At 59.8% G+C, this 13,312-nt stretch carries 12 protein-coding genes; 2 read left to right on the top strand and 10 right to left on the bottom strand.

Annotated features, from left to right (window positions below; genetic code table 11):
• Nucleotide 1: 1 nt before the first annotated feature.
• Genes A8C75_RS03640 through A8C75_RS03630 form a run of 3 tightly spaced genes read right to left on the bottom strand, consistent with a single transcriptional unit; the run spans nt 2 to nt 3,937 of the window.
• A complete protein-coding gene (locus A8C75_RS03640) occupies nt 2–676 on the bottom strand; it encodes a cytochrome c oxidase subunit 3 (protein ID WP_067378242.1) in 675 nt (224 codons plus the stop codon).
• Nucleotides 673–2,442 carry a cytochrome c oxidase subunit I gene (ctaD, locus tag A8C75_RS03635; RefSeq protein ID WP_227819829.1) on the bottom strand — a complete coding sequence of 590 codons (1,770 nt, stop codon included), beginning with the start codon at nt 2,440–2,442 and terminating at the stop codon, nt 673–675. Before ctaD ends, A8C75_RS03640 begins: the two co-directional genes overlap by 4 nt.
• Before the next feature lie 40 nt (nt 2,443–2,482).
• A complete protein-coding gene (locus A8C75_RS03630) occupies nt 2,483–3,937 on the bottom strand; it encodes a c-type cytochrome (RefSeq protein ID WP_067378239.1) in 1,455 nt (484 codons plus the stop codon).
• A 640-nt stretch (nt 3,938–4,577) separates the two neighbouring features.
• Here A8C75_RS03630 and A8C75_RS03625 point away from each other — a divergent pair.
• Together A8C75_RS03625 and A8C75_RS03620 are read left to right on the top strand one after the other, a co-directional pair.
• Nucleotides 4,578–5,690, top strand: a complete 1,113-nt coding sequence (locus tag A8C75_RS03625; protein ID WP_067378236.1) for a tryptophan 2,3-dioxygenase family protein — start codon at nt 4,578–4,580, stop codon at nt 5,688–5,690.
• Entirely contained in the window at nt 5,683–6,882 is a 1,200-nt protein-coding gene (locus A8C75_RS03620) for an aminotransferase class V-fold PLP-dependent enzyme (RefSeq protein ID WP_067378233.1), read from the top strand. Before A8C75_RS03625 ends, A8C75_RS03620 begins: the two co-directional genes overlap by 8 nt.
• Before the next feature lie 79 nt (nt 6,883–6,961).
• Here the strand turns inward: A8C75_RS03620 and A8C75_RS03615 are convergent, their stop codons facing one another.
• From A8C75_RS03615 to npdG, 7 genes are all read right to left on the bottom strand, one after another.
• Nucleotides 6,962–8,356, bottom strand: a complete 1,395-nt coding sequence (locus A8C75_RS03615; protein ID WP_067378230.1) for an NAD(P)(+) transhydrogenase (Re/Si-specific) subunit beta — start codon at nt 8,354–8,356, stop codon at nt 6,962–6,964.
• On the bottom strand, nt 8,337–8,678 hold the full coding sequence (locus A8C75_RS03610) for an NAD(P) transhydrogenase subunit alpha part 2 (protein WP_067378227.1): 342 nt from the start codon (nt 8,676–8,678) through the stop codon (nt 8,337–8,339). The genes A8C75_RS03615 and A8C75_RS03610 overlap by 20 nt, the downstream gene beginning before the upstream one ends.
• Nucleotides 8,678–9,847: an NAD(P) transhydrogenase subunit alpha gene (locus tag A8C75_RS03605; protein ID WP_067378225.1), complete on the bottom strand. Its 1,170-nt coding sequence runs from the start codon at nt 9,845–9,847 to the stop codon at nt 8,678–8,680. The genes A8C75_RS03610 and A8C75_RS03605 overlap by 1 nt, the downstream gene beginning before the upstream one ends.
• Nucleotides 9,810–10,121 (bottom strand): hypothetical protein, encoded by a 312-nt coding sequence (locus A8C75_RS23545; protein ID WP_157890212.1) that lies wholly within the window; start codon nt 10,119–10,121, stop codon nt 9,810–9,812. Before A8C75_RS23545 ends, A8C75_RS03605 begins: the two co-directional genes overlap by 38 nt.
• Nucleotides 10,122–10,177: 56 nt before the next feature.
• A complete protein-coding gene (locus A8C75_RS03600; protein ID WP_067378221.1) occupies nt 10,178–11,410 on the bottom strand; it encodes a Zn-dependent hydrolase in 1,233 nt (410 codons plus the stop codon).
• A gap of 166 nt (nt 11,411–11,576) precedes the next feature.
• Nucleotides 11,577–12,581: a TIGR03842 family LLM class F420-dependent oxidoreductase gene (locus A8C75_RS03595; protein ID WP_067378218.1), complete on the bottom strand. Its 1,005-nt coding sequence runs from the start codon at nt 12,579–12,581 to the stop codon at nt 11,577–11,579.
• A 36-nt stretch (nt 12,582–12,617) separates the two neighbouring features.
• Nucleotides 12,618–13,289: an NADPH-dependent F420 reductase gene (npdG, locus tag A8C75_RS03590; RefSeq protein WP_067378214.1), complete on the bottom strand. Its 672-nt coding sequence runs from the start codon at nt 13,287–13,289 to the stop codon at nt 12,618–12,620.
• Nucleotides 13,290–13,312 lie beyond the last annotated feature (23 nt).

Here is a 13,312-nt window from a genome sequence, read left to right as displayed (position 1 = left end):
ATCACCTCAGGCCACACAAGGCGGCGATTGCTCGATAGGTTTCAGGGCTGCTGGTCAGGACCGCGAACAGCAGCAGCCAGAGCGCCAGCAGGTAGTGCCAGTAAATCGCGCATAAAGACAGGCTTGACTCCAGTTGAGCCAATGGCAGGCCGCGACCGTAACGCCAGAGCGTTCTGCCCCAGGCGACCAGCCCCCCCAGCAGGTGCAAGCCGTGCAGCCCCGTCAGCAGAAAAAAGAAGCTATTGGCCGGATTGGCCGAAAAGCCATAGCCGCGGGCTACAAAGGTACGCCACAGCCACAGCTGGCCGGCAATAAAAGCCAGTGCACAGATGCCACCGAACACCAATCCGGCCAGGCTCTCACCCCTTAGCCCCTGCCCTGCGGCCACCCGCCCCCACTGCAGCCCCAGACTGCCCATCACCAATACCAGAGTATTCAGCCACAGCAGCCCGGTACGGCTGAGGGGCGCTACCGATTCGGTCAAAGGCTGCCAGTCGGCGATCTGGGAGCGGGCAATAAAGGCGATCAGGAACAGCAGGAAAAACGAGCTGACAACCGCCAGAAAAATGCGCAGCCCAACGACAGCAGTACGATCACGCGCCTGCTGGCCCTGCTCCCCCGGTGCGCCAAAGCCCGTCGCGAAGCCATTTTCCGCTTTAAACAGCAGCCTGTTCATGGTGTTTCACCCTGGGTGCGGGCGCCCGATGCCAGTGCGGTCAAATCCTGCTCGGAACAGGTCTGGGGCACGAAATCCTGTGCCACACCCGGTACGCTGTAATCGTAGGCCCAGCGATGCACCACCGGCAATTTCTCGCCCCAGTTACCATGAGCCGGCGGCGTCTGCGGTGTCTGCCATTCGAGGCTGGTGGCATGCCAGGGATTCGGGCCGGCCGGTGCGCCCCGCCACGCACTCCAGAACAGGTTAAACAGAAACAACAGCTGGCTCACGCCGACAATGAGTGCCGCCACCGTGATAAAGGCATTCAGGTCCTGGGCTGACTGCGGAATGAACTCGTAGCCTTCGTAGGCATAGTAGCGCCGCGGCATGCCCAGAAAACCCAGGTAGTGCATCGGGAAATAGATGGCGTAGGTGCCCAGGAAAGTGATCCAGAAATGCAGCTTGCCCAGGGTATCGTTCAGCAGCCGACCGGTGACTTTCGGGAACCAGTGATAGATGGAGCCGAACACCACCAGGATCGGTGCGACCCCCATGACCATATGAAAATGAGCCACCACAAAGTAGGTATCCGACAAGGGGATATCCACAATCACATTGCCCAGAAAAAGCCCCGTCAGCCCGCCCACCAGGAAGGTCAGGATAAAGGCCAGAGCGAACAGCATCGGCACCCGCAGATGAATATCACCGCGCCACAGGGTCAGCACCCAGTTGTACACCTTGAGCGCCGTCGGCACCGCGATGATAAGGGTGGTGGTGGCAAAGAAAAAACCGAATTTGGGGTTCATGCCACTGACATACATATGGTGCGCCCAGACCACAAAGCTGAGCACGCCTATGGCCACGATCGCCCACACCATCATGCGATAGCCGAAGATATTCTTGCGCGCGTGGGTGCTGATCAGGTCGGACACCAGACCGAAGGCCGGCAGTGCCACTATGTAGACTTCCGGGTGACCGAAAAACCAGAACAGATGCTGAAACAGAATAGGGCTGCCGCCTTCATACGCCAGGGGTTGCCCGAGCGAGATCATGGCCGGCATAAAGAAACTGGTGCCCAGCAGGCGGTCGCACAGCATCATGATGGCACTGACAAAAAGTGCCGGGAACGCCAGCAGCGCCAGTACTGTCGCCATGAAGATGCCCCAGACGGTCAGCGGCATGCGAAACAGCGTCATGCCATAGGTGCGCGCCTGCAGCACCGTGGTGACATAGTTCAGCCCGCCCATGGTGGCGGCCACAATAAAGATCGCCAGCGACACCAGCATCAGCACTATACCCCACTCGGTGCCGGGGGTTCCCTGGGTGATGGACTGCGGCGGGTAGAGCGTCCAGCCGGCGCCGGTCGGGCCGCCGGGGACGAAAAAGCCGGCCAGCAGCACCAGCACCGACAGCAGATAAAACCAGTAGCTCAGCATGTTGAGATACGGGAAAACCATGTCCCGAGCCCCCACCATCAGCGGAATCAGGTAGTTGCCGAACCCGCCCAGAAACAGCGCCGTCAGCAGATAGATCACCATGATCATGCCGTGCATGGTCATCGCCTGATAGTAAGCCGCAGGGTCCATAAACCCGAGACTGCCGGGGAAGCCGATCTGCATGCGCATCAGGCCCGACAATACCAGCGCGATCAGGCCGACAAAGATAGCCGTAAGGGCATACTGAATAGCGATGACCTTGTGATCCTGACTCCAGATATAGCGCGTCAGAAAGCTGCGCGGTTCATGCACGGCTTCACGTTCGGCTTGCTCTGCATAGGCCATCATGTTCTCCCCGTGGCAGGGCGCAGGCATGCGCCGGCCACTTTCAAGGTGATTCCTCTGCTGCGGCGGCCACCGGGTCTGCCTGGGCAGCGATAAAGGCGCTTAACGCCTGCAGCTCGGCCTCACTCAGGCTGTAGGCCGGCATCACGGATGCAAAGCCTTTTACCGTTTGAGCCGCCGGGGTCTGAATCGATGCGCGAATATAGTCCTGATCGACCCGCACTTCAGTGCCATCGGCCAGGGTTTCCATGCGGCCAAAGAGTCCCCGCCAGCTGGGGCCGACACCGCGACTGCCATCAAGACTGTGGCAGGCCAGACAACCCAGGGTTTGGGCCAGTTGCTGCCCCTGGATTGCAAGCTGCGCCTGCGGTACTGCAGCCCCTTTGGCGCCCGCGCTGTCACTCAGTGATCGTATCAATGCAATCAGGCCATCAAGCTCTGCATCGCTCAGCTGATAGGCCACCATCACAGGCGCGTAGCCCTGCACGAGACGGGCAGCGGGCTGCGCAATGGACTCTTTCAGGTAGTCCGTATCAACCTGCACCTGAGTGCCATCACTGAGGGTTTCCATCCGGCCGTAAAGCCCCTGCCAGCCGGGGCCCAGGCTCTTGCTGCCATCCTGGCTATGGCAGGCGATACAGCCATGGCGCTGCGCCAGTTCGCGGCCAAGCTCCACTGCGGGGTCGGGCGCAGCGCCGGTTGCCTGCTGTTCGATGAGCTGGGCAAAGGTGGGCTGTTGCTGTAGCCACTGCTCGAACGCCTGGGGTGTTTCAGCCACCATCCGGCCCCGCATGCTGTAGTGCCCCAGACCGCAAAACTCGGCGCAGAGTACGTCGTAACTGCCGGCAGTGGTGGGCGTAAACCAGAAATAGGACACCAGACCCGGCACCATATCCATCTTGGCGCGAATCTGCGGAATATAGAAATTGTGTAATACATCCTTGGAGCGCAGCAGCACCTTGACCGGCAGATCAAGGGGCAAATGGACTTCATTTGCACGGATGATCACGTCATCCTGGCCTGCGGCATCGTCCGGGTTCAGCCCCAGCGGATTGGCCGCACTGATCCAGCCAACCCCCGATGTCCCCAGATGACCATCGAGCCCGGCAAAACGGTAGGCCCACTGCCATTGCTGCCCCACCACCTCCAGCTCATAGGCATCATCCGGCACCTGCACGAAATTGTTGTAGACCAGCAAACCCGGAGCGAGCAGACCGGCGATGGCGACGGTGGTCAGTCCCATCAGCCACCATTCCAGCTTGCTGTTGTGCGGCTCATAATGAGCTCTGGCACCCTTGCGGTGACGGAAACGAATCAGGGCGACGGCCATGAACAGCGTAATGGCAACGAAGAAAAAGCCGGTGATCAGCAGGGTAAGAAAAAGGGTGTCGTCAATCGAGCCCCAATTAGAGGCAGCTTCGGTCGCACGCCAGGGACTCAGCAAATGAAAGAGTATTGACGCGGCGACGATAATGATAAAAACAATTGCCAGTGCCATCAGTGATCAACCCCGGGCGCTGCCGTCGGATGAACAAACCAGGCATGACTATCTACAACACGGCCGAAGTCTTCGAGGTTACCGCAACGTCCGACGAATCAAACAAACTCCTAGAAGCGTAGTGTTGAAGCGCTACTTATGCGAATCCCGCCAGGCTCGCAACACCCGGTGTTATCCACTGACGGGCATCAGCGTCCGCAGCTGAAATCCCTCGTACAACGCCGCTCCTGTCACGGCCTGCCCTCGTTGCGCCATACAAAACCGCTGTGGAAAAGCTCTGCACAAGTTTTCACAGCACCAGTATCGGCTTCTCCTGGGGTTAATTTTTCCAAGGTACAGCGCAGATATTGTGCACCGGGCCAGATCCTTTTAAATACGGGCATTTCCATCAAGTGCACGGAGCTTGCGCACAGGCTATCAACAGCCTTGCTCAGTGCTTTTGTGGGTAAAACCCACAGGCAATTCGCAGTAATTTATACATAAGCAGTTATCCACACCCACTTTCCTTCGCCGCCTGGCAGAGCTCCCTGCCTCAACCCTCCCTATACTTGAATCGACGACCTGCAGCCAGACAGGCAGCCGGAAGCTGCGGCTAACGTCTATCAAGCTCAGGGAATCAAACATCAGTTCAGGAGGCAGCATGACGACAGAGGCACAGCCGTCGGATCTCTATTACGGGGATTACCTGCAGCTCGGGCGACTGCTCGGCGCCCAGGCACCCCTGAGTCGCCGGCAGGGCTCTGAAGCCCATGACGAGATGCTGTTTATCATAGTGCACCAGACCTATGAGCTCTGGTTCCGGCAGATTCTGCATGAGCTCGATGCCGTGCTGCAGGCTTTCTCAGCGGCGCGACTCGATGAACGCCGACTGGCAAGCATCTGCGCCAAGCTGGAACGGATCAGCGTTATACAGCACCTGCTGGTCGAGCAGATCAGTGTGATCGAAACCATGGCGCCGCAGGATTTTCTGGAGTTTCGCGATCTGCTGGTGCCGGCCTCCGGCTTTCAAAGCCTGCAGTTTCGTGCCATCGAGATAAAGCTCGGGCTGCGCGAGCAGGACCGTACCGCCTTCAGCGCCTGCGCCTTCTATCAACGCTTCAAACCCGCCGACGCCCGCTACCTGCGCGCACTGCACACAGAACCCAGCCTGTTCGACCAAGTCGATGCCTGGCTGGCACGCATGCCATTTTTGCAGGACAAGCACTACGACTTCTGGTCCAGCTATCGCAACAGTATCGAAGCAAGCCTTAGTGCCGACCAGCAGCTGATCAAAACACACCCGCAGCTCTCTGCCGACGACAAAGAGCGACAGCTGGCGCAACTGACGCAAACCCGGCAGCAGTTCGACTGCCTGTTTCTGCCCGAGGCCTACGAGTCGCAGCGGACACAGGGTCTGGTACGGCTATCACACCGTGCCATTCAGGCCGCACTCTTTATCTATCTGTACCGCGATGAGCCACTGCTGCAGCAGCCCTTTGGCTTGCTGAAACTGCTGGTGGAAGTGGATGAACAACTGACCGCCTGGCGTTATCGCCATGCCCTGATGGTACAGCGCATGCTCGGCCGCCGCATAGGTACCGGCGGCTCCTCGGGCCACGATTACCTGCGCACAAGCGCCGAGCGGACGCAGATATTTGGCGATTTTTTCAACCTCGCCTCCTACCTGCTGCCCCGCTCCAAACTGGCACCGCTGCCAGCAGAACTGACCCGGCTGCTGGATTTTCATTTCAGCACCCTGCACCGCGATGCCTGACGCCGATGCTGGCTATAAAAAATACTACCGCCGCTTCCTTGAGGCCCATCCGGATCAGCTGCATTTTACCGCTCACAGTCACCACTACTGGCCGGATGTGACGCGCGAGGCGATGCTGCAATACTGGGATGATGCCGCACTGCAGGTCGATGACAAATGGGCCTGGCTGCACACCTACCTGATGCCCCGGCTGCAGCAGCGTATCGGCACACTGCTTGGGTCAAACAGCCCGCAGCAGCTCTGTTTCGCCCCCAGTACGCACGAACTGCTGGTGCGGCTGCTTTCCTGCCTGGCACTGAATCGCAAGGTGCAGATTCTGACCTCGAGCGCGGAATTTCACAGTTTTTCGCGTCAGATACGCCGACTGGAGGAAACCGGCTGGTGCCAGGTCACCCGTATTGCGAGCGAACCCATAGACGAATTCGCGCCCCGCATGCTGGCCGCACTGCGCCAGCAATCCTGGGATCTGCTGTTTTTCAGTCAGGTATTTTTCGACTCTGGCCTGGTGGTTACCGATCTGGCCAAAATCACGGCGGCGGCCCCGCGCACCTGCCTCGTCGCAATCGACGCCTACCACGGCTTCGCCGCGCTGCCATTTGCACCGGGGCCGCTGCTGAAACGCGTGTTTTACCTGGCCGGCGGCTACAAATATGCCCAGGGAGGCGAGGGCTGCTGTTTCATGCATGTACCGCCGGACTGCAAACTACGCCCAGCGATCACCGGCTGGTTTGCCGATTTCGAACACCTCGACCAGCCGCATAACCGGATTGACTACGCCACGGACGGCCGCCGCTTCGCCGGTGCCACCTTCGACCCAACCGGCCTTTACCGGCTGGATGCAGTGCTGGGCCTGTATGAACGTGAAGGGATTGGCATCAGTGCACTGCATGCCCATGTCAGCGCATTGCAGCAACGCTTTCTTGCGGGCCTGGAGCAGCCGGTTGCATGTTTTCAGGGTGGGCGCTGGATCCATGAACCAGGACGGCCCCACGGCCACTTTCTGGCCATTGAACTGCCGGGAGCGCGCGCCGCCACACTGGTGCAGCAACTGAAGCAACAGGGCATCCACAGCGACCGTCGCGGCCAGCGCCTGCGCTTCGGCTTTGGCGCCTATCACGATGACAAGGATATAGACCGGCTTTTAGACTGCCTGCGCACGCTTCCCGCACCGCCGCCGCCCAAGCCGCGGTGAGGGCACCGCGCTGCCGATCATACCGGACAAAAAGGGGGCTGCCCCTGCGGCCAGCCCCCTTGCGTTAACGACACGTCTCTCAAACCGTTTCGTTCACCGCCGCCGTCAGCTCCATGATGGCTTTCTTGCCATCGCCAAACAGCATCAGGCAGTTGTCCCTGGCAAACAGCGGGTTGGGCAGGCCTGCAAAGCCCGGGCTCAGGCTGCGCTTGACCACCACCACGGTGCGCGCCTTGTCGACGTTCAGGATCGGCATGCCGTAGATAGGACTGCCCTTGTCCTCCCGCGCCATGGGGTTGGTGACGTCATTGGCACCGATCACTATGGCCACATCCGTCTGCTCGAACAGCGCATTGACCTCCTCCATGGACTGCATCTTGTCGTAGGGCACCTCGGCTTCGGCCAGCAGTACATTCATGTGACCAGGCATGCGCCCCGCCACCGGATGCAGGCCGTAGATCACTTCAATGCCGCGACGTTCCAGCGAGTCGGCAAGGTCGCGCACCGCGTGCTGCGCCTGGGCCATCGCCAGACCAAAGCCCGGCACTATCACCACCCGGCGGGCGCTCTCGAGCAGCATGCTCACCTCCTCCGGCGAAGACGACTTCACCTTGCCGGCATAGACTTCATCGGCATCCATCACAGGTCCGCCGGCCTCTCCCATGGAGCCGAACAGCACACCGCTGAGCGAGCGGTTCATGGCCACGCACATGATGCGGGTCAGGATAATGCCCGACGCCCCCACCAGAGCGCCGGATACCACCAGCACGCTGTTGCCCATAATGAAGCCGGCAGCCGCTGCCGCCAGCCCCGAATAGGAATTCAGCAGGGCGATCACCACCGGCATGTCGGCGCCGCCAATGGGCATCACCAAAGTGACCCCCAGCACCAGCGCCAGCACAGTGAGCAGTATCAGCGTACTGCTGTCACCGCTGCCGCTGATCAGTGAGCCCGCCAGCGCCAGCACGGCCACAAAGAGCACCAGATTAAAGCCACGGATGCCCCGAAATCCCAGTGGCCGACCCGGCAGCAGCTCCTGCAGTTTGGCAAAGGCCACTGCACTGCCCGTCAGGGTCACGGCACCGATCAGCAGCGTGATGCAGATGGCCACCAGAGCCACCAGCCCCAGGGGGCCATCGGCTCCCGCCAGGCCCAGAAAGCTTGCCGCCGCCACACAGAGGGAGGCTCCGCCACCAAAGCCGTTGAGCAGCGCCACCATCTGCGGCATCGCCGTCATCTGGATACGGGTCGCCAGCAGGGTGCCGATAAGCGAGCCCAGAATCACGCCACCCAGTATCCACTCATAGGACAGAATAGATTTGTCCAGCAGGGTGACCAACACCGCCACCAGCATGCCGATGGCGGCCATCTGGTTGCCGCGCACGGCGGTGCGCGGCCGGGTCAGCCCCTTGATGCCGCCGACGAACAGCATGGCTGCCAGCAGATAGAAACCATCAACCAGGAACAGATTCATGACTCACGCCTCCCTTGGCTGTAGTGGGGGTGGATACCTTGCGGGGCTGGAACATCCGCAGCATTCGGTTAGTTACGAGGAACCCGCCCACGACGTTTATCGTCGCCAGAGTCACGGCGATCATCCCAAGTACAGGGACCCAAAGACCGTTGCCATCGCCTGCGCCCGCTGCCAGCAGCGCACCCACCAGGGTGATACCGGAAATGGCATTGCTGCCGGACATCAAGGGGGTGTGCAAGGTCGCAGGCACCTTGGTGATGAGCTCGACGCCCAGAAACACCGCCAGCACGAAAAGTGAAATTTGCAGTATCAGGATTTCCATCAGGCCACCTCCTCCAGCACCCGTACACCCAGGCCCAGGCCCAGGCGTTCACGAATACGCCCGGCACAGATCTCGCCCTGGTGGGTCACCAGGGTGTCGGCAACGATTTCATCGTCAAAATCCAGCTGCAGGCGCGCGTCCTTGTCCAGCAGGTGCAGCAACAGATTTTCGATATTGCGGCCGTGCATCTGGCTGGCATGCATGGGCACGCTGGCCGCCAGATTCAGCGGCCCCATCAGGGTAATCCCATGCACTTGCTGTGTTTCACCGGCCCGGGTCAGCTCGCAGTTACCACCGCGCTCCGCCGCCAGATCCACGATCACGGCGCCTGGCTTCATCGCCGCCACCATCTCGGCGCTGATCAGCACAGGTGCACGGCTGCCGGGGATCGCGGCCGTGGTAATGACGATGTCCTGCTGTGCCAGTACGGCGGTCATCTGCTCGCGCTGGCGCGCCAGGAAGTCCGTCCCCTGTTCGGCGGCATAACCGCCCTGGCCTTCGGCCGCATCCGTTGGCAGGTCCAGCTCTATGGGCCGTGCACCGACGGAAATAATCTGCTCCCGGGCCGCCGGGCGCACATCATAGGCTTCCACCACGGCGCCCAGGCGCTTGGCCGTGGCCGCCGCCTGCAGGCCGGCAACACCGGCGCCCATAATAAAGACGCGGGCCGGATTCAAAGTGCCGGCGGCGGTCATCATCATCGGGAAGATGCGCGGCGCCGCTTCGGCTGCCATCAATACAGCCTTGTATCCCGCGATGGTGGCGATGGACGACAGCACATCCATGCTCTGGGCGCGGCTGATGCGCGGCACCAGCTCCAGCGCCAGCAACGACAGTCCACGCTCGGCCAGGGCTTCGAAGCGCGCGCTATCGCTCAGCGGATCCATCAGCGCAATGCACAGCTGACCGGCACTGAGGCCGTCGAGATCCGCATCGCGGCTGGCATTCACGCACAGCAGCACTTCACTGCCGGCGATCGCCTCGCCCCGCGACGCCACTATGGCGGCACCGGCATCAACATAGAGCGCATCGGCAAAGCCGGCCTCTACGCCTGCGCCAGACTCAACCCTAAGCTCGCAGCCACGGGCACAGAGCGCCGCAACATTGGCCGGCGTCAGCGCAACGCGCCGTTCACCGGGGTACAAATCCCTGAGTACAGATAATTTCATTATTTTTCTCCTGTACGATTATTATTTTATTGCGAGAACAAACGATTAAAACAGCGTGCACCACGCCATTAAATGCGGACCATAAATTTAAATATAAATAATGAATCAAAAACGAATAAACCCGGAAAAACCAATTAAAAATCACCAACCAAACTTTTCCTCTTTCTATCTTTCCTTTATCATTTTTAACTTTCTCCTTTCTCCTTTCCTTTCTTCTTTCACTAATAACTAATAACCAATCACCAATAACCAACCACCACACTTTACCTTTCACCTTTCACCTTTAAACCATAACCCGACACTCCATGCCGGGTTATGGCTGGAAAGGCCTCAGTCGTTGGCGCGCTCCAGTACCGCCTGCAGCAGTACGTTGCAGCCGGCGGCCAGGTCTTCCGCCTTGGCATTTTCCGCCTCGTTGTGGCTGATGCCGTTTTCACAGGGCACGAAGACCATGGCGGTCGGGGCTACACGGGAGATATAGCAGGCATCGTGGCCGGCACCGCTGACGATATCGCGGTGGCTGTAGCCGAACTCTTCAGCCGCCTGGCGCACGGAGTTTACGCAGGCGGTATCGAAGGGCACCGGCGGCGAGTACCAGATCTGCTCGAACTTCATTTCAAGTCCCAGCTCGCCAGACACCCGATCCGCAATTTCGCGCAGCTCCTGATCCATCTTGGCCAGCACCTCGGCATCCGGGTGACGGAAGTCCACGGTAAAGAACACCTGGCCCGGAATCACGTTGCGCGAATTCGGGAACACCTGCACCAGGCCCACGGTGGCGCAGGCGTTGGGCTGGTGATCCATGCCGATGCGGTTCACCGTATCGATCAGGCGTGCAGCTCCTACCAGAGCGTCACGGCGCCTTGTCATGGGCGTGGGACCGGCGTGGGACTCTTGCCCGGTCAGGGTGACCTCATACCAGCGCTGCCCCTGGGCATCGGTCACCACGCCGATCTGCTTGTCTTCATCCTCCAGAATCGGGCCCTGTTCGATATGGGCCTCGAAGAAGGCCTTGAAAGGACGACCACCCACTTCTTCGGGACCAGCATAACCAATGCGTTCCAGTTCCTCGCCCATGGTCTTGCCATCCAGATCCGCCCGGCTAAGGCCGTACTCCAGATCGAAGACACCGGCGAAAACACCGGATGCCACCATGGCCGGCGGGAAGCGTGAACCTTCCTCGTTGGTCCAGACCGAGGCCTCGATGGGCGCGCGGGTCTCAATGCCCTGATCGTTCAGGCTGCGAATCACTTCCAGCCCCGACAGCACGCCGTAGATACCATCGAACTTGCCCCCCGTGGGCTGGGTATCCAGATGGCTGCCCATAACCACCGGCGGCAGGGAGTCGTCCTGACCTGGGCGACGGGCGAAGATATTGCCCATTTTGTCGATGCGGATGCTGCAGCCGGCGTCCTTGCACCAGCTGACAAACAGATCACGGCCCTGCTTGTCCAGATCCGTCAGCGCCAGACGGCAGACGCCGCCTTTTTCGGTGCCGCCGATCTCGCCCATCTGCATCAGGCTGTCCCACAGGCGCTGCTGATTAACGGTAATCTTCTGCATGATTAGACTCTCTCACTCAGCTCTGTCAATTCTGAACATTCCACACCCGCAAGGCTCAGCAGGTGCAGCGAAAACAAGGGGGGCAACACAGTGCCCCGCTAGCAACATCAAGGATCGCAGTTATTATCAACCTGACGATTTAATACGACTTTTTACAAATCAAATATTAACCTTTGAAATGCGGGATAATATGTTCGCCGTACTGGGCGATAATATTTTCCTCGTCACCGTTATCCAGATAGATATTGAACTGGGTGGTGCCCGCTTCCTTCAAATGGTTCAGCTTGACGATATGCTGCTCGGCCTCACCCAGTACGCAGAAACTTTCAACAATTTCTGGCGTGATGAAATCCAGGTAAGGGTTATCACTCTGGCCATGCTTGGAATAGTCGTAGCCTTTGCGCTTCTCGATATAGTCGGTCAGGCTCTTGGGCACCAGGCCACTGTCGGTACCGTACTTCTCAACGATATCGGCCACATGGTTACCCACCATGGCCGGGAACCACTTGGTGGACTCAACACAGCTCTCCCGGTCGCCGAAATAAGCCGGCGCTGCAGCGATGATCTTGAAGTTGGACATATCACGACCGGCCTCGACGCCGGCAGCGATGGCCTGGTCCGCCAGCCACTTGATCAGCGCGGGTTCACCGATCTGCAGAATCACGCCATCACCCACCTCTCCTGCGGTTTTCAGCGCCATGGGGCCGTAAGCACCTATATAGACTGGCAGCTCGTAGCCTTCAGCCCAGGGGAACTGCACCGGCTCCGGGCATTCGCCGTACATGACTTCCTCACCACGCACCATGGCTTTCACCTTGGTGGTGAACTCGGCCACGCGGGCCAGAGTCGCGGGTTTCTTGCCCATCACGCGCACCGAGCTGTCGCCGCGCCCCAGACCCACTTCAAAGCGGCCTCCGCTCTGCTTGGCCAGGCTGCCAAAGAGGCTGGCTGCCAGCGACCAGTCACGGGCATTGGGGTTGGTGACGCAGGGGGCGAACTTGATGCGCGAGGTATGCTCCATGCACATGGCGATGGCCGGGTAGCATTCGCGCCACAGGATATGGGAGTCGTAGAACCAGCAGTAGTCAAAGCCGGCGTCCTCGGCCTGTTTCACCAGTGTGCGGGCGCGATCGTGGCTGACAAAACCTTTAAAGCAGATACCAAATTCCATAGTCACTCTCCTGGGTCTTTGTTTTTATTGAAAAAATTAATGAGCGTCGGGTGGGCAGATACGAATACCGGCGTGGGTAAAGGGCACCTTCTTGGAAATATTCAAACGGATAAGAATGGGTGTGATGGCCTCGATGCAGCGGGCGCTCTCGGCCGGGCCGCAGTTGTAGGCGGCCACATCCAGCTTGCGGATCAGCTCGATCACCTTTTCCTTGGCCGCCAGATCATTGCCGCACACCAGCACATCGCAGTTGATGCTGTGCTCCAGATCATTCAGTACCGTGGCCGATACGTTATGCAGCGCGCCCACCACCGGGATGCTCTCCCCCAGCAGCGCCTGGGCCGCTTCAGTGGCGGAACCCGCCGCCGGCATGGCCACGCGCTTGGGATCGCCCTGGGCCAGAGGCACGGCGATATCGATCAGTACCTTGCCCACCAGCAGATCCTTGATGGACTCAAGCGTGGCATCATGGGCGCTGTAAGGCACCGCCAGAATCACCAGTTCATCGGCCTGCGCCACCGCGGCGCGAATATCATGACCGCTGATCGCAGCTGCCGCGGGGTTCAGCAGAGCGCCAAGCTCTGTGGCTGCATCTGCCGCACGGGCCGCCTCACGCGAGCCAATTGCGACCTCTATACCCGCACGGGCAAAACGCAGTGCCAGACCCCGGCCCTGCGGACCTGTACCACCCAGAATTGAGATTTTCATCGAAACCTTTCCTCTTGTTCTTG

It is taken from the genome of Marinobacterium aestuarii (genome assembly GCF_001651805.1).
Taxonomy (GTDB): Bacteria; Pseudomonadota; Gammaproteobacteria; order Pseudomonadales; family Balneatricaceae; genus Marinobacterium_A; species Marinobacterium_A aestuarii.
This window is presented reverse-complemented; position numbering and strand designations above follow the sequence as displayed.

What these genes read in the sequence shown, in the direction of transcription:
- A8C75_RS03610 (WP_067378227.1), bottom strand. Translation starts at nt 8,678, where the DNA reads ATGGAAATCCTGATACTGCAAATTTCACTTTTCGTGCTGGCGGTGTTT.
- A8C75_RS03600 (WP_067378221.1), bottom strand. Translation starts at nt 11,410, where the DNA reads ATGCAGAAGATTACCGTTAATCAGCAGCGCCTGTGGGACAGCCTGATG.
- A8C75_RS03630 (WP_067378239.1), bottom strand. Translation starts at nt 3,937, where the DNA reads ATGGCACTGGCAATTGTTTTTATCATTATCGTCGCCGCGTCAATACTC.
- A8C75_RS03595 (WP_067378218.1), bottom strand. Translation starts at nt 12,581, where the DNA reads ATGGAATTTGGTATCTGCTTTAAAGGTTTTGTCAGCCACGATCGCGCC.
- A8C75_RS03620 (WP_067378233.1), top strand. Translation starts at nt 5,683, where the DNA reads ATGCCTGACGCCGATGCTGGCTATAAAAAATACTACCGCCGCTTCCTT.
- A8C75_RS03605 (WP_067378225.1), bottom strand. Translation starts at nt 9,847, where the DNA reads ATGAAATTATCTGTACTCAGGGATTTGTACCCCGGTGAACGGCGCGTT.
- ctaD (WP_227819829.1), bottom strand. Translation starts at nt 2,442, where the DNA reads ATGATGGCCTATGCAGAGCAAGCCGAACGTGAAGCCGTGCATGAACCG.
- A8C75_RS03625 (WP_067378236.1), top strand. Translation starts at nt 4,578, where the DNA reads ATGACGACAGAGGCACAGCCGTCGGATCTCTATTACGGGGATTACCTG.
- npdG (WP_067378214.1), bottom strand. Translation starts at nt 13,289, where the DNA reads ATGAAAATCTCAATTCTGGGTGGTACAGGTCCGCAGGGCCGGGGTCTG.
- A8C75_RS03640 (WP_067378242.1), bottom strand. Translation starts at nt 676, where the DNA reads ATGAACAGGCTGCTGTTTAAAGCGGAAAATGGCTTCGCGACGGGCTTT.
- A8C75_RS03615 (WP_067378230.1), bottom strand. Translation starts at nt 8,356, where the DNA reads ATGAATCTGTTCCTGGTTGATGGTTTCTATCTGCTGGCAGCCATGCTG.